13 protein-coding genes are annotated in these 18,124 nt (G+C 61.5%); 6 read left to right on the top strand and 7 right to left on the bottom strand.

The window, feature by feature from the left end; translation table 11 throughout:
- The first annotated feature begins 65 nt into the window (after positions 1–65).
- Positions 66–1,031 carry a sterol desaturase family protein gene (locus ACOYNB_RS04525; RefSeq protein WP_422837934.1) on the top strand — a complete coding sequence of 322 codons (966 nt, stop codon included), beginning with the start codon at positions 66–68 and terminating at the stop codon, positions 1,029–1,031.
- On the top strand, positions 985–2,250 hold the full coding sequence (locus ACOYNB_RS04520) for an RsmB/NOP family class I SAM-dependent RNA methyltransferase (protein ID WP_422837932.1): 1,266 nt from the start codon (positions 985–987) through the stop codon (positions 2,248–2,250). Before ACOYNB_RS04525 ends, ACOYNB_RS04520 begins: the two co-directional genes overlap by 47 nt.
- A gap of 30 nt (positions 2,251–2,280) precedes the next feature.
- On the opposite strand, the gene epsE is transcribed toward ACOYNB_RS04520, so the two are convergent.
- Positions 2,281–3,096: a polysaccharide export protein EpsE gene (gene epsE / locus ACOYNB_RS04515; protein WP_422837931.1), complete on the bottom strand. Its 816-nt coding sequence runs from the start codon at positions 3,094–3,096 to the stop codon at positions 2,281–2,283.
- A gap of 179 nt (positions 3,097–3,275) precedes the next feature.
- Positions 3,276–5,654, bottom strand: coding sequence for a putative bifunctional diguanylate cyclase/phosphodiesterase (locus tag ACOYNB_RS04510; RefSeq protein ID WP_422837930.1), 2,379 nt, complete (start codon positions 5,652–5,654; stop codon positions 3,276–3,278).
- A gap of 198 nt (positions 5,655–5,852) precedes the next feature.
- On the opposite strand from ACOYNB_RS04510, the gene ACOYNB_RS04505 reads away from it, so the two are divergent.
- Positions 5,853–8,147, top strand: coding sequence for an NADP-dependent malic enzyme (locus ACOYNB_RS04505; RefSeq protein ID WP_422837929.1), 2,295 nt, complete (start codon positions 5,853–5,855; stop codon positions 8,145–8,147).
- 47 nt (positions 8,148–8,194) lie between these two features.
- Positions 8,195–9,088: a DMT family transporter gene (locus ACOYNB_RS04500; protein ID WP_422837928.1), complete on the top strand. Its 894-nt coding sequence runs from the start codon at positions 8,195–8,197 to the stop codon at positions 9,086–9,088.
- A 15-nt stretch (positions 9,089–9,103) separates the two neighbouring features.
- Here the strand turns inward: ACOYNB_RS04500 and ACOYNB_RS04495 are convergent, their stop codons facing one another.
- Positions 9,104–10,258: an acyl-CoA dehydrogenase family protein gene (locus tag ACOYNB_RS04495; RefSeq protein WP_422837927.1), complete on the bottom strand. Its 1,155-nt coding sequence runs from the start codon at positions 10,256–10,258 to the stop codon at positions 9,104–9,106.
- Positions 10,259–10,448: 190 nt separating this feature from the next.
- Here ACOYNB_RS04495 and ACOYNB_RS04490 point away from each other — a divergent pair, with 190 nt between their 5' ends.
- Together ACOYNB_RS04490 and ACOYNB_RS04485 are read left to right on the top strand one after the other, a co-directional pair.
- A complete protein-coding gene (locus tag ACOYNB_RS04490) occupies positions 10,449–11,336 on the top strand; it encodes an SDR family oxidoreductase (protein WP_422837926.1) in 888 nt (295 codons plus the stop codon).
- A 157-nt stretch (positions 11,337–11,493) separates the two neighbouring features.
- On the top strand, positions 11,494–12,468 hold the full coding sequence (locus tag ACOYNB_RS04485; protein ID WP_422837925.1) for a sodium-dependent bicarbonate transport family permease: 975 nt from the start codon (positions 11,494–11,496) through the stop codon (positions 12,466–12,468).
- Positions 12,469–12,490: 22 nt separating this feature from the next.
- Here ACOYNB_RS04485 and ACOYNB_RS04480 read toward each other — a convergent pair whose 3' ends face one another.
- The 4 genes from ACOYNB_RS04480 to ACOYNB_RS04465 all read right to left on the bottom strand — a co-directional run bounded on the left by ACOYNB_RS04480 (position 12,491) and on the right by ACOYNB_RS04465 (position 18,114).
- Positions 12,491–14,182: an isovaleryl-CoA dehydrogenase gene (locus tag ACOYNB_RS04480; protein ID WP_422837924.1), complete on the bottom strand. Its 1,692-nt coding sequence runs from the start codon at positions 14,180–14,182 to the stop codon at positions 12,491–12,493.
- 94 nt (positions 14,183–14,276) lie between these two features.
- Positions 14,277–14,741, bottom strand: coding sequence for a hypothetical protein (locus tag ACOYNB_RS04475; protein WP_422837923.1), 465 nt, complete (start codon positions 14,739–14,741; stop codon positions 14,277–14,279).
- A gap of 206 nt (positions 14,742–14,947) precedes the next feature.
- On the bottom strand, positions 14,948–15,829 hold the full coding sequence (locus ACOYNB_RS04470) for a phosphate/phosphite/phosphonate ABC transporter substrate-binding protein (protein ID WP_422837921.1): 882 nt from the start codon (positions 15,827–15,829) through the stop codon (positions 14,948–14,950).
- The gene (locus ACOYNB_RS04465; protein WP_422837920.1) at positions 15,826–18,114 is read right to left on the bottom strand and encodes a putative bifunctional diguanylate cyclase/phosphodiesterase; all 2,289 of its coding nucleotides are present in this window, start codon (positions 18,112–18,114) and stop codon (positions 15,826–15,828) included. Before ACOYNB_RS04465 ends, ACOYNB_RS04470 begins: the two co-directional genes overlap by 4 nt.
- Positions 18,115–18,124 lie beyond the last annotated feature (10 nt).

Genomic DNA, 18,124 nt, shown 5'->3' with positions numbered 1-18,124 from the left:
GATTTGTCAAGAAATTCACCACCGAGTGGAGGAGCATCGGCCAGCGCCCATCTGCCCTTCACGCCATGCTGACACCCGACACGCTGATCACGCCCCTCATTCAGGCTTTACCGGACTGGCTACCCCACACCGAATGGCATGACTGGGTCATCGTGATGCTGTCCCCTTTGTTTTTGTTGGCAGTCGGGCTGGAATGGTGGCACTACCACCGTCAAGATCGCCAAACCGCACACCCCATCTATGCCTGGGCTGACGCCTGGGCCAGCATCGGTCTGGGCGGCGTCTACCTGGTGCTGGACGTGTTCATCGTGGCAGGCCTGGTGCTGCCCGCCATGCAAGCGCTCTACACCTGGCGCCTGACCACCATCGCCATCACGCCCTGGAGCCTGCTGGCCCTGTGGCTGGGCGTGGAGTTCTGCTACTACTGGTTTCACCGAGCGAGCCACCGTGTCCGCTGGTTCTGGTGTGCCCATGTGGTGCACCATGGCTCAGAGCACATGAACTTCACCACGGCCATGCGTCAAAGCTGGCTCTACAGCTTTGCAGGCAACTGGCTGTTTTACCTGCCCATGGTGCTCATCGGTTACGACCCGGTCTGGGTGATGGTGGTGCTGTCGCTCAACCTAGGCTATCAGTTCTTCATCCACACCCAGTGGGTGACCAAGCTGCCACGGCCCATTGAATACCTGTTCAACACACCTTCGCACCATCGCGCCCATCACGGCCGCAACCCGCAATACATTGATCGCAATTACGGCGGCACCCTGATCGTCTTCGACCGGCTGTTTGGCACCTTCGTCGAAGAGGTCGAGCGACCGGACTACGGCATCGTGCGACAGGTCCACAGCTACAACCTGTTGCGGCTGACACTCCATGAATGGGTGGACATGATCCGTGACATCCTGCGTCCCGGGCCCCTCGCCTTGCGCCTCAAGCATCTCTGGGCGCCCCCAGAATGGGACCGAACACAGGATAATCCCGGTTATGCATCCGAACGCCCTAATCGACCTCACCACACAGCTCGTCCGTGAGGTGCTCAAGCTTGACGCCCCGGCCGACAGCATCGTTTCCTATTTTTTCCGCACCCACCGCGAGCTGGGGCAACGCGAACGCCACGCGCTGGCTGAGACTTCCTACGCCGTGCTGCGTCAGCGCCTGCTGTGGGCCAACCTGGCCCAATCCGGCCATGGACCGATGGAGCGCCGTCTGGTGCTGCTGGCTTGGCAAGGCGAACCCCATGTCCTGAAAAAGGGCATGACGGCCGACGAGGCGGCCTGGCTGGAACGCGCCAGCGCCATCGACCGCAGTGCCTTGCCCGACAAGCTGCGCCACAACTTGCCCGACTGGCTGTCCAACAGCCTGCGCGACCAACTGGGCGCCGAAGACTTCTGGGCCCTGGTCAACACCTTCTCGGCAGGCGCACCGCTGGACCTCCGCGTCAACGCCTTGAAGAACAAGCGCGAAGCCGTGATCGAAGCCCTGGCCGCCGCCAACATCCAGGCCGAACCCACGCCTTACTCCCCACTGGGCATCCGTATCCAGGGTAAGCCGGCTTTGCAAAAGCTGCCGCTCTACACCGGTGGTGAAGTGGAAGTGCAAGACGAAGGTAGCCAGCTCCTGTCGCTGTTGACGGGCGCCAAGCGCGGCGAAATGGTGGTGGACTTCTGCGCCGGTGCCGGCGGCAAGACCCTGGCCCTGGGCGCCATGATGCGCAACACCGGCCGCCTGTACGCGTTTGACGTGTCAGGCCACCGCCTGGACAACCTCAAGCCACGCCTGGCACGCAGCGGCTTGTCCAACGTGTACGCGACCCAGATCGCCCACGAAAACGACGACCGCATCAAGCGCCTGCGCGGCAAAATTGACCGCGTGCTGGTGGACGCGCCCTGTTCGGGCCTGGGCACCCTGCGCCGCAACCCCGATCTGAAGTGGCGTCAAAGCCCCAAGGCGATTGAAGAGTTGCAGGTCAAGCAGAAGGCCATTCTCAACAGCGCAGCCCGCTTGCTCAAGCCGGGTGGACGCCTGGTGTACGCCACCTGCAGCGTCATGCCCGCCGAAAACGAAGTGATTGCCAACGCCTTCACCGAAGAGCACAAAGACTTTGTGCTGCTGAACGCGGCGGAGCAACTGGAGAAAATGGGCGTGAACCAAGCCGAATCGCTGGTCACCCCGGCCGGCCACCTGCGCTTGTGGCCGCACCGTCACGCGACCGACGGTTTCTACGCCGTCGCGTGGGAAAAGAAGGCCTGAGGCATCAGGCCTTCTTCAAGGAAAGCCTGATCAAAACAGGCTTTCCTTCACATACACCACATCGCCGGGTTGCAGCTTGTCGTTCATGCCGGGCTGCACGATCTTGACCTCGCCAGCCTCGTCACGGCGGTGCACACGGATGCCACGCTCGGTCCCGCGCAGGGTCAGGCCACCGGCAGTCGCCAAGGCTTGCAACAAGGTGGTATCACGCAACAGGATCTGGGCACCTGGACGTTGCACTTCACCATAGATGTAGATCTGCGGCGCACGGTCCACCCAGATGCTGTCGCCATTTTGAAGCGGCAGGTCGGCCACTGTCCCGCTGGAAGCGAACACCTTGGGAAAGTCGATTTCCTTGCGAAAGGCTTTGCCATCACGCAGACCTGACACCACCACGATGTCCGAACCGCTGCTTTGCACAATGCCACCGGCTTGCGCCAGGATTTCGCTCAGCTTCGAGTTGCCGGCTTCGAGCGGATAGCGGCCAGGACGGTTCACCTGCCCCAGCACCGACACCTGATTGGCCTTGACGGCCAGCACCAGGATGGACACCTGAGGCTGCTTCAAGAAATTGCCGTCACGCAAGCCGTTGGCAATTTTCTTTTCGGCATCGGTCACCGACAATCCACCAATCTTCACGTTGCCCAGCAAGGGATACGAAATGCTCCCCCCCTCGGTGATGCGCGTCTCGAGCAGCAGATCGGGGTTCTGGTAAACCGACACACGGATCTGGTCGCCCGCCCCCAACACGTACTCCCCACTCACGGCCTGAGCCTGAACGCCCATGGCCAGCATCGTCAGCGCGGTCGCCATCAACCAGCGGACCGCATCACGCATCCAATTCATGGTTCAACATCCTCTGTAAGAAAAGTACTGCACAGGACTCCACGCACAACGTTGGAACCTTGGCTCGAACCAATGTAGCACCGCCCTGCGAACAATGCGTCGCCAAGACAGCCCAAACACCTTGACTCGGTGGAGTCGATATCCCTGAAAGGGTTCCAGATGGCCGCCCGGTTTGGGGGTTACGCCACAGACAAATGGGTGCGGCTGAGATACATCGGCACCTCTTCACCCGGCATGGGTCGCGAGATCAGGAAGCCCTGCACATCGTCACACCCCAAGGCCTTGAGCATGACGAGTTGCTCGACCGTTTCAACGCCCTCTGCCGTGGTATCGAGCCGGAGCGCCTGCGCCAGGCTGACGATGGCCGTCACAACGGCCTGCGCATCCTGATCGCTGTCCAGCGAGCGCACAAACATGCCATCAATCTTGAGCTTGTCGAGCGGGAAGCAACGCAGATAAGCGAGCGACGAATAGCCTGTCCCGAAGTCATCCATGGCCACACGAACACCCCGGCTGCGCAGCGCCATCAAGGTGGCCTGTGCGCCAACATGGTCTTCGATCAGTGCCGATTCGGTGATTTCCAACTCCAGCCGCTCAGGCTGCAAGCCACTCACGGCCAAAGCGTCGTCCACCAGATCCAGCACAGCAGAACTTCTGAACTGCACCGCGGAGAGGTTGACCGCCACACGCAAATGCGCTGGCCACGTCGAGGCGGTACGACAGGCTTCGCGCAAGACCCAATTCCCCAAAGGCACGATCTGCCCCGTTTCCTCTGCGACGGCGATGAACTCACTGGGGCCAATCAGCCCTCGCTCGCCATGCTGCCAGCGGACCAACGCCTCAAAGCCAATCACCTCGCCGGTGTCCAGATGCATCTGCGGCTGAAAGAACAGCTTGAATTGCTCTGCTGCCAAGGCCTGCCCCAACTCTGACTGCAGGCGCGCACGCGCCTTGGCGTTATCAGCGAGACTGATGTCGAAGAACCGGGCAGTGTTGCGGCCTGCCGCCTTGGCCGCGTACAAAGCCAGGTCCGCACACTGGAGCAGCGACTGAGGATCTCGGCCATCACGCGGCGCCAAGGCCACGCCGACACTGGCATGGACCTCGACCAACACATCGTCCAACTGGCAAGGCTCACTGACGACGGCCAACAAGCGCTCGGCCAGCGCCGCAGCTTTCTTGGGTGTGACATAGCGCCATGTCAGCAGGGCGAACTCGTCGCCGCCAAGTCGCGCCAGCAAGTCCCCCTCTGCCAGGCAAGTTTTCAGGCGCCCCCCCACACGACGCAACAACTGATCGCCAACGCCATGCCCCAGCGAATCGTTGATATGCTTGAAGTTATCCAGATCGAGAAACAGCAGTGCGCAAGGGCGCGGCTCTGCGGTGCTGGTCACCTCTTGCCGCAACCGCTCCAGCTCTGTGCTGAAGCGATGCCGGTTCGCCAGTCCGGTCAGCGCATCAAAGTTGGCCAGCCTGGCCAGTTCATCACGCGCCTGACGTGTGTGGGTGATGTCCGACCCCACCCCCCGCCAACCGGCGGCACGCCCCTTTTCGTCAAACAGAGGCTTGGCCGAGAGGGACCACCAGTGAATCTCGTGAGCAACCTCTACCGGCAACTCCAGATCCCGAAAGGGCTGCCCCAGGCGCATGCAGGACGTCAGCTTGGCCAAAGCTGCAGCGCCCTCGGCGTCATCGGGCGGCACCATCAAATTGAGCAACTCACCGAAGGTGTGCTGCAGCAATTGTTTCGCAGGCAAGCCAAACGACTCGGCCAAGCGACTGGAAACATGGCGCAAGTGCCCTGTGGAAGAGATTTCCCAAAGCCAGTCGGAAGCATGCTCCTCAAAATCTCGCAGCAACAGATCAATCAACTGACGCTGTCGATCCGTTTCTGCCTCAACACGCAGTCGGCTCATGAAGACACGACCGTTGGCATAACTGACGCCGAACATGATGGGGGCATACACCAGCATCAGGATCAGCAAGGTTCGACTGTCGGCATAGTCGGACCGACTGAGCCCGATGACACTGGCAACGCACAGGGTGAAGACGTACGCCCAAGCTGCCGGGACCATGGGGCTGAGCATGAAAGCGCCACCACAGATCGTGCCGACCACCACGGTCGATATGAGCAAAGCCCCTGCGTGATCACTCTGAGGAAAGACGGCGGCAGGCAGAAACGCCCACAAACAGGCAAACAAGGTGACCTGCGCCACGATCAGTTGCGTGGCGCGTCGCGTGGCGATGGGGCGAGGTGATCCAGACACCAGCCGACGCCACCACACGGCCGCGACCGGAAGAGACAACACCACGGCAAAACACCACGCAGCCAAGATCACAGGGGGTTGCTTGCCCCAGAAAACCCAACACACACCGATCGTGTTGACGGCATTGCCCAGCATGAGCAAGGGCAGCAAACTGACCAAGGCTTGAATCTGACGTGCGCGGAAGAACGCGGCCAGCGGACCATCCACCGCTTCGCTCGGGATGACGTCATGGCCCCACTGCGCAAAGCGCGACGGCCACCCGCCCTTGACGGAATCTTGTGGGAGAGGCATCCCGACTGTTCAGGTTAAGTCAGACAAGGAAACGTTACACATTCTGCGACGACTTTCTCGTCTACCCCTCATTTCACCACGTCAGCCCCCTCTATTTGGCGTTTCTTGCACCAAGTTGCGGCAACTTGACACGCCATCCCCCGAGATGTGGGACGCAGATCGCTTACCATCGCACCCCCGTCGAGTGAAAAACACACTATGAGTTCCGACAAGCACATGTCCGACGCCGAAAAGGCTCTGCGCGATGCCGCCAACGAATATCACCGTCTGCCATCGCGCGGCAAGATCTCGGTCACCCCGACCAAGCCGCTGTCCAATCAGCGTGATCTGTCTCTGGCCTACTCGCCGGGCGTAGCCTATCCCTGTCTGGCCATCGAGCAAGACCCGGCCATGGCGGCCGAATACACCTCGCGCGGCAACCTGGTCGCCGTGGTCACCAATGGCACGGCTGTGCTGGGCCTGGGCGACATCGGCCCGCTGGCTTCCAAGCCTGTGATGGAAGGCAAGGGTTGCCTGTTCAAAAAGTTTGCCGGCGTGGACGTGTTCGACATCGAACTGGCCGAACGCGATCCGGACAAGCTGGTGGAGATCATTGCCGCGCTGGAGCCCACGCTCGGCGGCGTGAACCTGGAAGACATCAAGGCCCCCGAGTGCTTCTACATCGAGAAGCAGCTGTCGGCCCGCATGAACATTCCCGTCTTCCACGACGACCAGCACGGCACGGCCATCATCTCCAGCGCCGCGCTGCTGAACGGCCTGGAATTGGTGGGCAAGAAGATTGACGAGGTCAAGCTGGCCGTGTCGGGCGCGGGTGCCGCGGCCATCGCCTGTCTGGACCTGATGGTGGACCTGGGCGTCAAGCGCGAGAACATCTATGTGTGCGACTCGAAGGGCGTGATTCACCACGAACGCACCGACAAGCTGGATGCGTCCAAGCAGCGCTATCAGCAAACCACGTCGGCACGCACGCTGGCCGATGCGGTCAATGGCGCCGACGTGTTCCTGGGTTGCTCGGCCGCAGGTGTGCTCACCGCCGACATGGTCAAGACCATGGCCGACAAACCGTTGATCCTGGCGCTGGCCAACCCTGAGCCAGAAATCCGCCCGGAAATCGCCAAGGCGGCCCGACCGGACTGCATCATCGCCACCGGCCGTTCGGATTATCCGAATCAGGTCAACAACGTCCTGTGCTTCCCCTACATCTTCCGTGGCGCGCTCGATTGCGGCGCCACCAAGATCACCGAAGCCATGAAGCTGGCCTGCGTGCGCCAGATCGCCGATCTGGCCAAGGCCGAAATCTCGGACGAAGTGGCCGCCGCCTACCCCGGCCGCGAACTGCGCTTTGGCCCGGATTACCTGATCCCCACGCCGTTTGACTCCCGCCTGATTCTGCGCATTGCGCCGGCCGTGGCCGAAGCGGCCGCAGCCTCTGGCGTGGCCACGCGCCCGATCGCCAATCTGGACGCCTACCGTGACTCGCTGATGCAGTTCGTGACCAACACGGGTCTGTTCATGCGTCCGCTGTTCATGCGCGCCAAGGCCGACCCCAAGCGTGTGGCCTACGCCGAAGGTGAAGACGAGCGCGTGCTGCGTGCCGCGCAGGTGGCCGTGGACGAAGGCATTGCCAAGCCCATCCTGATCGGTCGCCCGGACGTGATCGCCACCCGCATCGAGCGCGCGGGCCTGCGCCTGCAACCCGGCGTGAACTGCGAAGTCGTCAACCCTGCTCAAGACGATCGCTTCAAGCAGTACTACGAGGCTTATCGCAAGATCAAGGCTCGCGACGGCATCTCGCCCGAGCTGGCCAAGGTGGCTGTGCGCCGCTCCAACTCGCTGATCGCCACCATGCTGGTGAAGATGGGCGATGCCGACGGCATGATCTGCGGCGTGATCGGTCGCTACGACCTGCACCTGGACCACATCCGTGATGTGATCGGTGTACACCCCGATGCCCACGGTCTGGCGGCCCTGAATGCACTGATCCTGGACAACCACAACCTGTTCATCGCCGACACCTTCGTCAACGAAGACCCGACGGCCGAACAGTTGGCTGACATCGCCGTGCTGGCGGTAGAAGAAGTCCAGCGATTTGGTCTGCCCCCTCGCGTGGCCTTCCTGTCGCACTCGATGTTCGGTTCCAGCAACCGTCCGTCGGCCAAGAAGATGCGCAAGGCACGTGATCTGTTCGTGGCGCGCATGCCCCACGTCCCAGCCGATGGCGAAATGCAGGGGGATGCGGCTCTGAGCGAGTCGGTCCGCACCAAGCTGCTGCCTGAAACTACCCTGGACGGTACCGCCAACATCCTGATCTGCCCGAACCTGGATGCCGCCAACATCCTGTTCAACGTGCTGAAGATGACAGGTGGCAACGGCATCACGGTGGGCCCGATCCTGCTGGGTGCGGCGGCGCCTGCGCACATCCTCAATCCGTCGGCCACGGTGCGTCGCATCGTGAACATGACGGCCGTGGCAGTGGCTCACGGCAAGAAATAACCTGACGCCGGCAGCATGGCGCGCCACGGGCTAGACTCGTGGCCTTCATGCAGTCCACCGCTCGCTCATCCACCCTTCAGGGCTATCTGGCCGCACTTGGCACCGTGGTGCTGTGGGCGGGTTTCGTGTTGGTGTCCCGCCTGGGCGGCCAAAGTGCGCTAACCGGGTGGGACATCGTCGCGCTGCGCTTGGGCACAGCCAGCCTGTTTCTGCTGCCTTTTTCGCTCAGCATTCCTCGCAGCGTGTGGCTGGACCACCGCTTGTGGGCCCTGATGCTGACCGGCGGTCTGCTGTTTCTCACACTGGTCTATGCGGGGCTGACGCGTGCACCCGCGGCCCACGGTGGCATCCTGCTGTCGGGATGCCAACCTTTTCTGGTCACAGCCCTTGCCTGGTTGGTTCTGGGTGCCAAGCCTGACAAAGAGCGGTTGGGCGGGCTGGTTGCCATCGCGCTCGGGGTGGCCTGCGTCGCCTTCCCGCAGTTCAGCGGTTTGCACGAGGGGCCCTCAACCGTGCTGGGCGATGCGCTGTTGCTGAGTGCATCGACCGCCTGGGCGCTCTACAGCGTGCTGGTGCGCAAGTGGGTGTTTGGGCCTTGGCTGCTCACCCGCGTGGTGGCACTCGGGTCGGCTGCCATCTACCTGCCCATCTACGCGCTCTTCCTACCCAAGAATCTGGGTGCAGCGTCCACCTCGATGCTGGTGTTCCAAGGTCTGTTTCAAGGGCTGGGGCCCACCATTGCCGCCATGATTCTGTTTCTGCGTGCGGTCACTCTACTGGGGCCGCAACGCACGGGAGCGATTGTCGCCGTGGTGCCTGCGTTGGTGGGCATCGGCGCGGTCGTGCTGCTGGGCGAACCCCTCACCGGCTGGCTGGTGGCCGGCTTGGCCCTGGCCACGACCGGCGCATGGTTGGCTTCTCGCCCCGCAGTGTCCCGCTGAGGCCATACCGCCCCATCACAGGCCCATCTGCTTGCTGATGATCTCGTTCATGATCTCGTGCGTGCCGCCGCCGATCGAGAGGATGCGGTTGTCGCGGTACAGGCGCTCGACCACCGACTCACGCATGTAACCCATGCCACCGAAGATTTGCACCGCCTCGTGCGTGACGTGGTCGGCGACATCGGTGGCAAAGTTCTTGGCCATGCTGACTTCACTGATGGACGGGATGCCCGCCTGCATGCGAGCTGCCACGCGGTAGGTGTACTCGCGCGCCACCTCCACCCGGGTCGCCATTTCTGCCAGCTTATGGCGGATGACCTGATGTTTGGCCAAGGGCTTGCCAAAGGTGATGCGCTCTTTGACATAGTCCAGACAGGCTTCCAGCGCCATTTGGGCCGTCATGTACGCCATGATGGCCAGCGACAGTCGCTCTGCCTGAAAGTTGGCCATGATGAACATGAAGCCCGCGTTTTCAGGACCGATCAGGTGGCTGGCCGGCACGCGGCAGTCCTCAAAGAACAACTCGGCCGTGTCGGAGGCCCACCAGCCCATTTTCTTGAGGTTGCGCCCCACGCTGAAGCCGGGTGTGTTTCGCTCGATCAGCAGCAGCGACACACCCGAGAACCCTTCCGCGCCCGTGCGCACGGCCACGGTGTAGTAGTCGGCACGCGTGCCCGAGGTGATGAAGGTCTTGGCACCGTTCACCACGTAGTGATCCCCGTCACGCACGGCACGCGTGCGCAAGCTGGCGACATCCGAACCACCACTGGGCTCGGTGATGGCCAGGGAAATGATCTTGTCGCCCGCAATGACCGCTGGCGCCACCTTGTCCTGCAACTCAGGCAAGCCCCCTCGCCAGACAGGCGGCAAGCCAATGTCCAGCGACCCCAGACTGGCCACCAAGCCCCCCGATGTGCTGCGCATCAATTCTTCGCTGACCGCCACTTTCAGGAAGACGTCTTCTTCACCGGCACCGCCCACACGCTGAGGGTGACCAATGCCCAGCAGCCCCAACGCACCGGCTTTCTGATACAGCTCGCGCGGGAAGGTCCCGGCCTCTTCCCACTCGGCAATGTGGGGCTTGATCTCCTGCTCAACGAAGCGACGGGCCGTTTCGCGGGCCATCTGGTGGGTCTCGTTGAAATACGGGGTGTAAAGGGTGTCGGTCATGGTGAGCAAGTTTGCAAGCAGGCCAAGATACAAAGTGGTGTGATGCAGCGTAGACAGGAGCGTGAACGTGCACATCAGTAGTTAACCTTAATGATCGCGCGTTGACGCATACGTCATCAGGCGATAGAGTTGGCTGCATTGCGACCCCTGCGCACACGCTGCGTCAACCCGTTAGCCCACCTCACCCACCATGAGCACTGCCGCCTCTTCTCAATACGACAGCATTTTTCGCCCCGGTTTGTTCAAGGGCCAGGTTCATGTTGTGACCGGTGGCGGCAGTGGCATTGGTCGCTGCACCGCCCACGAATTGGCAGCGCTGGGCGCGACCGTCGTCATCACGGGCCGCACGCAAGAGAAGTTGGACAAGGTCGCTGCCGAGATCCGAGAAGACGGCGGCTTGGTGGATACCGCTGCGTTTGACATCCGCGACGAGGAGCAGGTCAAGGCGGCGGTGTCGCGCATCGTGGCCGATCATGGCCGCATCCATGGCCTCGTCAACAACGCGGGAGGGCAGTTCCCCTCCCCCATGGAGATGATCTCCAAGCGAGGCTTTGAGGCGGTGGTGGCCAACAACCTGACGGGTGGCTTCCTGATGGCGCGTGAGGTGTTCAACCAATCCATGAGCAAGCATGGTGGTGGTGCCATCGTGAACATGGCGGCCGACATGTGGAATGGCATGGCAGGCATGGCGCACTCGGGCGCGGCACGTGCAGGCATGGTGAATCTGACCAAGACCGCTGCGTTCGAGTGGGCCCGCGCCCATGTACGCGTCAATGCGGTGGCTCCGGGCTGGGTCGCGTCCAGCGGCATGGACTCGTACGGTCCGGCCATGGCGCCGATGATTCTGAGCCTCAAAGACAACCTGCCCATGAAGCGCCTGGGCCTGGAAGCGGAGATCAGTTCGGTCATCTGCTTCCTGCTCAGCCCCGGCGCGGCCTTTGTGACAGGGGTGACGGTCGCCATTGACGGCGGCGCAGGCGTGAACAACCCGGTGTGGCCCAAGGCCCCACACGAACCCGCCCCCAACTACAACGGCTTCCATCGCGCCCAGACGCCCAAGGTTCTGCAAGGCGGTTGATCACCTGCCCCGTGTGATGGTTCGCACGGGAAATCCATGGTGGGAGTCGGCTCATTTCCTGCGTGCGCCCCGCACGGTCGGCCAATTGGATAAAGTGTTGCTCCGGTCGCCACCCAGGGTTTCCCTTTGCGCCGTGGTGTGACCATCACACCCATTCATGCAAAGCATTCTCGACCCCGCCATCCTCTTTTTCGTGTTCGGTCTGTTTGCCGGCGCTCTGCGCTCCAATCTGGAGATCCCACCGCAGATCGCGCGCTTCCTGTCTCTCTATCTGTTGATGGCTCTGGGCCTCAAAGGTGGCTTTGCGTTGCACCAGTCCGGTCTGACCTCTGCGGTCAGCGTGAGTCTGGGATGCGCCGTGGCACTGGCCGTGCTGGTGCCTTGGTTGGGCTACAAGTTGCTGAGTCGTCGACTCAATGGCTACGATGCAGCCGCCATCGCGGCAACCTATGGCTCGGTCAGTGCGGTGACCTTCATCACCACGGTGCAATACCTGGACAGCCGACATCTGCCTTACGGCGGACACATGGCAGCCGCCATGGCTTTGATGGAGTCACCAGCCATCATCATGGCGGTGTTGCTGGCCAATCTGGTTCGGCAAAAAGAGCAAAAAGCCGCAGGGCAAGCCGCCATGCGCAATACACCGCTGAGCCACATCCTGCACGAATCCATGACCGATGGCGCACAGTTGCTGCTGCTCGGCGCCATGGTGATCGGCATCGTGACCGGTGAGTCTGGTCACCACGCCATGCAGCCCTTCGCAGGGGACCTGTTCAAAGGCATGCTGTCGTTCTTCCTGCTGGACATGGGCTTGCAGGCCGCTCGCAACATGGGTGAGTTGCGAGGCAAGTCGCCCTGGCTGCTGGCATACGGCCTGGTGGGACCACTGGTCCATGCCAGCTTGGCCCTGGCTCTGTGCTGGGTGCTGGGGGTGTCGGAAGGCGATGCCGCGCTGCTGATGGTGCTGGCCGCCAGCGCGTCCTACATTGCGGTGCCCGCCGTGGTACGACATGCCATCCCCGAGGCCAATCCCTCGCTGTACATCGGCATGTCGCTGGGTTTAACCTTTCCGTTCAACATCCTGCTCGGGATTCCCTTGTATGTGAACGTGGCCCACCGCGTGCTGGGCTGATCACCCAGCACGGCGCCACACCTCAGGCTCGAGGGGTGGCGCGGGCAATGATGCCGGCGCAGTCCACACCACGCGGCAGCGTGCCGTACTGGTGATGCCCCACCGAGGCAAGGCGCGACGCACAGAACGCATCCGCCACAGCATGAGGTGCATGCTGCACCAGCAAGGCGGCCTCGATGGCCAGCGCCATGCGGTCCACCACATCGCGGGCGCGGTATTCGAGGTCAGCCAGATCGCTGAACTCCTTTTGCAGCGCGACCACGTAGCGGTCCAGCGTGGCGTTCCCGCCGCGCGCCTTGGCCACCTCGCGGAAGTAGGCTTCGACCACAGCAGGCGTTTTCTGCATGGCACGCAGCACGTCCAGGCACTGCACGTTGCCACTGCCTTCCCAGATCGCATTGACGGGCGACTCGCGGAACAAGCGTGGGAAGGGACTGTCTTCCATGACACCGCTGCCACCAATGCACTCCATGGACTCGTAGGCGTGATGAGGTGTGCGCTTGCAGATCCAGTATTTCCCCACAGCTGTCACAAGACGGGCCAGAAGGTCTTCTTGCTCGTCGGCCGCACGCTGGTCCATCGCCCGCGCCATGCGCATCGTCAGAGCCAGTGATGCCTCACTCTCGATCACCAGATCTGCCAGAACGTTTTGCATCAATGGCTGCTGGTTCAGCACCTTGCCAAAGGCTGAACGAATGGCACAGTGGTGCAAGGCCTGGACCACCGCCGCGCGCTGACCGGACGAGGACCCGATCATGCAGTCAAAGCGCGTCATGGCCACCATCTCGATGATGGTGCGCACCCCGCGCCCTTCCTCCCCCACCATCCAGGCCAGAGCACCCCGCAGTTCGGTCTCACTGGAGGCGTTGGAGACGTTGCCCATCTTGCGCTTGAGGCGCTGCACCTGCATCGGGTTTTTGCTTCCGTCAGGACGCCAGCGAGGCAGCAAAAAGCACGACAAACCGCCTGGCGCCTGCGCCAGCACCAGGAAGGCGTCGCACATGGGCGCGGACACAAAGAACTTGTGCCCGACCAGTTCGTAAGCCTCGCCCGGACCGCCCGCCCCCAATGGATAGGCCTTGGTGGTGTTGGCCCGTACATCCGAACCGCCCTGCTTCTCGGTCATCGCCATGCCGATGGTCACACCGGCTTTGGCGGCATCCGGCACATTGCGTGGGTCGTAGTGAGGTGCCGTGATCTTGGGCACCCAATACTGCGCCAATGCCGGCGTGGTCATCAGTGACGGCACCGCCGCAAAGGTCATGGTGATGGGGCAGCCATGCCCCGCTTCCACCTGAGACTGCAGATAAAAGCCTGCCGCGCGTGCCACGTGGGCGCCCACTTGGGGCTGGGTCCACGGCGAAGCATGCAACCCATGCTCGATGGCCGTGCGCATCAGCGTGTGATATGCGGGATGGAAGCGCACGTAGTCGACGCGGTTGCCAAACCGGTCGTGGGTGTCCAACTCTGGGGGCACCCGGTTGGCCGCGGCACCCAATTCCAGATAATCGGCGGAACCCGTCAAAGCGCCAAACTGCGTCAATGACGCTTGGGCCCAGCCTGCGCCTTCTCGCTGAACGGCTTCCTGCAGGGCCACATCCTGCAGGTACATGTTGTAGTCAACCAGTTCACGAGAGACGTTGACGACTTCGTGAGTCTGAGCAAGCCAAGTGTCTGGCTGAACTGTGGATGCGGCAGAAGCTTGTGTGGTCATGTGGCGAAGACATCTCAATGGAGTGACTTCATCACATTACATCCAATTAATTTTTTAATCAATTAAGGTAACAACTCATCATCCAATCCAAGTCTCAGTGGTTCCAGACCCACAGGCGAGTCCCCGCAGCACTCAAGTTGGTGATGTTGATCATGCCCAGCGATGGCGCGTCATAGCGCACACCCAGTGATTGAACCAACTGCGAGGCATTGAATTGACGACTGATGGCTGGGCCGTTCAATGTCATTTGCTTGACCGCCTGACCTTGGTAGACCGACTCGGGCAAGCCCTTGATGCCTGCTTCAGCCAGCACAGCCATGAAGGCGGCGGCATCCAGATCCTTGGTGTCCTTTTCGTCGGCGCCCAGCAGATCCGTGATCATGCGAGACAAAGACGAGGTGTCGGGTGCCCCTGCTGACGGGTTGGAGACCGAAGCATCACCGCCATGAACGGCACGCAATTCAGCTTCAGCAATCTGCCGCATCTCGGCCTGAGCCAGAGTGCTTGCACATGCGATCAGGGCAACCAACAGAGGGCGAATCAGGCGAGTGGTGAACATGGTCGATCTCCTTGCGTACATGCTTAGAGATCGGTTTGATCGCCGGAAAAGTGAGTCAACTACAGCGCAGTTCTGTGGAATATCTCGCGTTTACCCTCGTTAGATATGCGCCCCCAAAAAACCGGCTCAAGCCCGTTTTTTCATGCCTCGATCAGACCGTGAAATCCGTACGGTGAACCGTCAAAGCTGCACATTTCGGCAACCCATCAGTGGCGGTCGGGGTACAACGCCCGGATCGCCTGATAGTCCGCCGCAGACACCGATGCAAAGCCCTCCATCCCCAACTCACTGAACATCTTTTGCAAAGAGGCCGTATTGCCTGAGAAGACTTGCAGGATCTTGCGCTGAACATCCGGGCACAAGGTGCGGCGAATCACGAATGGGTCGTAGGGGATGGGCGCTGATTGCCACAACACGTCGATGTCCTCATGCCGCAACCGCCCGCGCCGAATCTCTTCATCGACCACCGTACTGGCGACAAACGCAGCGTCGACCGCCCGTGCTCGCAGCGCGTCGAGAGCCCGAATGTGCGACCCTGCATACGTCACCCTGCTGAAATAGGACTCGATCGACATGCCCAACTGCTGTCGCATGGCCTGCCGGGGCAACACCGCGCCAGAGGTACTGGCCGGGTCGGTCAAACTCAACATCGCACCGCGCAAACTGGCAAGGGTTTTGGGGCGATCGCCATGCAACGTGATCAAGACCGATCGATAGCCATTCGGCTGCCGCGTCAGAAAACCTGTGCGGAGGCGAAAGGTGGCAATGGGCTCAATGTCAGCCCCACGAGACATGGCGATCGCATAAGACGCCGGCCCCAACTCGGCCAAGTCCACCGCTCCGCTGAGCAATCCTTCGATCACGGCACCGTAAGACGATGCCGGCACAGCGTCCACCGGACGCCCCAGCGCCACGGACAAGGCTTGCATCAGAGGACGATATTGCATGAGCAAGGTGGCCATGTCGCGCTGCGGAATCAGAGCCACATGCAAGGCACGCGGATTCTCGCAGGCTTGAGCCTGCACCGGTGCGGCCTGCGCCCACGAACACCATAACCAGACGAGAAAACAAGCCCAGCCACGCATCATGACGGCATCATGCTGGGCCGCAGCAGCAAGGCTTCTGCAGCGGCCGCTTCCACCGGTCGGCTGAAGAAGTAGCCCTGCACCTCATCGCACCCGGCGGTCTTCAAGTAAACCAACTGATCTTGCATCTCCACGCCCTCGGCCACCACCTTCATCTTCAGGTTGTGTGCCAGCGTGATGATCGAGTTCACGATGATGGCGTCGTCATGGCTGTTTCGAATGTCATTGATGAAACCGCGATCGATTTTCAAACAATGAATCGGCAGCGTCCGGATATAGCCCAGGCTGGAGAAGCCACTGCCGAAATCATCCAGCGCGATCTGAACACCCAAGGCCTCCAGTTCATTGAGTACACGCGAGGCCACATCCATGGACTCCACCAAACTGGTTTCGGTGATTTCGACTTGCAGCAAGGAAGCTGGCAAATCATAGGCTTTCAACCACTGTCCTATCCGGGCCGCCAAGGACTCGTCGTGCAACTGCATGGCCGAAACATTGAAGGCCACCGGCACCAGACGCACGCCCGCATCCCGCCACTGAGCCAGTTGCTGACAACACGCCTCGGCCACCCAATCACCCAACTCAACGATCAGACCGCTGCGTTCAGCATAGGGGATGAAGTCCCCCGGATAAATCAACCCGAACTCGGGGTGCTGCCAGCGCACCAGCGCCTCAAACCCAACAATCTGAAAATCTGACAGACGCACCTTGGGCTGGAAGTGCAGCACCAACTCGCCCCGCTCGATTGCCTTGGGCAACCTGCGCTCCAGATTGCTATGTCGCGTGTCAACCGGCGTCAACGCGGCATCAAAGAAGGTGTAACGTCCCCGCCCAGTTCGCTTCGACTGATACATCGCCAGATCCGCCGCGCGGCACAGTGCCTCGACATCCTGACCATCCCGCGGGTACAACGCGACCCCCATGCTGGGCGTGATCTGCAGATCGTGTCCATCCAAATTCAGATATGGAGCACTGAGAACTTCCAGCAGCTTCTCCGCCACCTTGATGGCATCCTCAGCATGGTCCAGCGCGGTCACCAGCACGGCGAACTCATCGCCCCCCAACCGCGCGATCACGTCGGACTCGCGCAGCGCCGCACGCAAACGCTGAGAGACCGCCTGCAACAGCAAGTCCCCCACATGGTGCCCCAGCGTGTCGTTGATGCTCTTGAAACGATCAAGGTCGAGATACATCAACGCGTAGTGCTTGCGATTACGCCGCGCCTGCTGCAAATGGGTATTGAGCAGCTCATTGAACATGCGTCGATTGGCCAAACCAGTCAGGTGATCATGAGAGGCCAGCACAAACGCGCGACGCTTCTCCTCTTCCAGTTGCGTGATCAGCGCCTGGTTCTGCTGGTTGGATGACACCAGCGCCAGCGCGTAGCGCCCTTGCCGACGGATGCCATAAGCCACCCACCACGTTGCCAACACAATGAACGCGCTCAAGACGGTCATGATGATCAGGAAGCGGCGACGCGTCGCGTGGTAGTCCGCCAAAATGTCTTGTGTTTCACGGCTCGTCACCACGTAAAACGGGGCATCGGGCGCGTGATAGAAACTCGACAGTGTTTCCCGACCTGTGGCCATGAAATCGCCATGGACCGAACCTTGCACTTGCCCCGTGCGATCAAAACTCGATACATCGCGGTACACCCCGTCCTGCACCAGCAAGCCCGCCTGCCGCGCTTCGGCCACCACCTCGCCATCAGCCCGCAAAACCTGGAGCGCGCCCGTGTGCCCCAGATCCACATGCTGGTAAAGCTGCAGGAAATAGCCCAGATCGAGCACCAGCAAGATGGCCCCTCGCACCTGCCCGTCCGCGCCCGATACGGGCATCAGCAATGGCACCTGCCAAGCCTGCTCGGTTTCCGTCAGTCGAGGCGCAAGCCGAACTTGATGGATCCCACGGGAGCGACCGTCCGCCACCACGGCAGCCACGGCGTCCTGCAGACTTGGCCGATCGGCAAAAGGAGCCGAACTGTAAACACGCTGCATCGCCTTGTCATACAGCGCGACATACAAAAACAGCCTGTCTGACGCCTGCATGGCCACGAGCTGATTGCGCGACTCAGACTCCAGTCCGTTGAACCACCCTTCGGCAACGATGGACATCAAACGCCCACGCCCCAAAACCTGCTCCAGGTTTTCGGCAATGATCGCGCAGACGTTTTGCTGCTGGATGCTGGCACTGTGCCGCGTGATGGCCTGCTCCGAGGCCAAGCGCTGCCATGTGAACCCCCACACCAGCGCAAGCAAGGCAATCGAGAGGCCGACGCTGCAAGCCACAAGCACGCGC

Source organism: Aquabacterium sp., from assembly GCF_049317225.1.
GTDB lineage: Bacteria > Pseudomonadota > Gammaproteobacteria > Burkholderiales > Burkholderiaceae_C > Aquabacterium.
The sequence above is the reverse complement of the archived record's forward strand: the minus strand, read 5'-3'. Positions and strand labels throughout refer to the sequence as shown.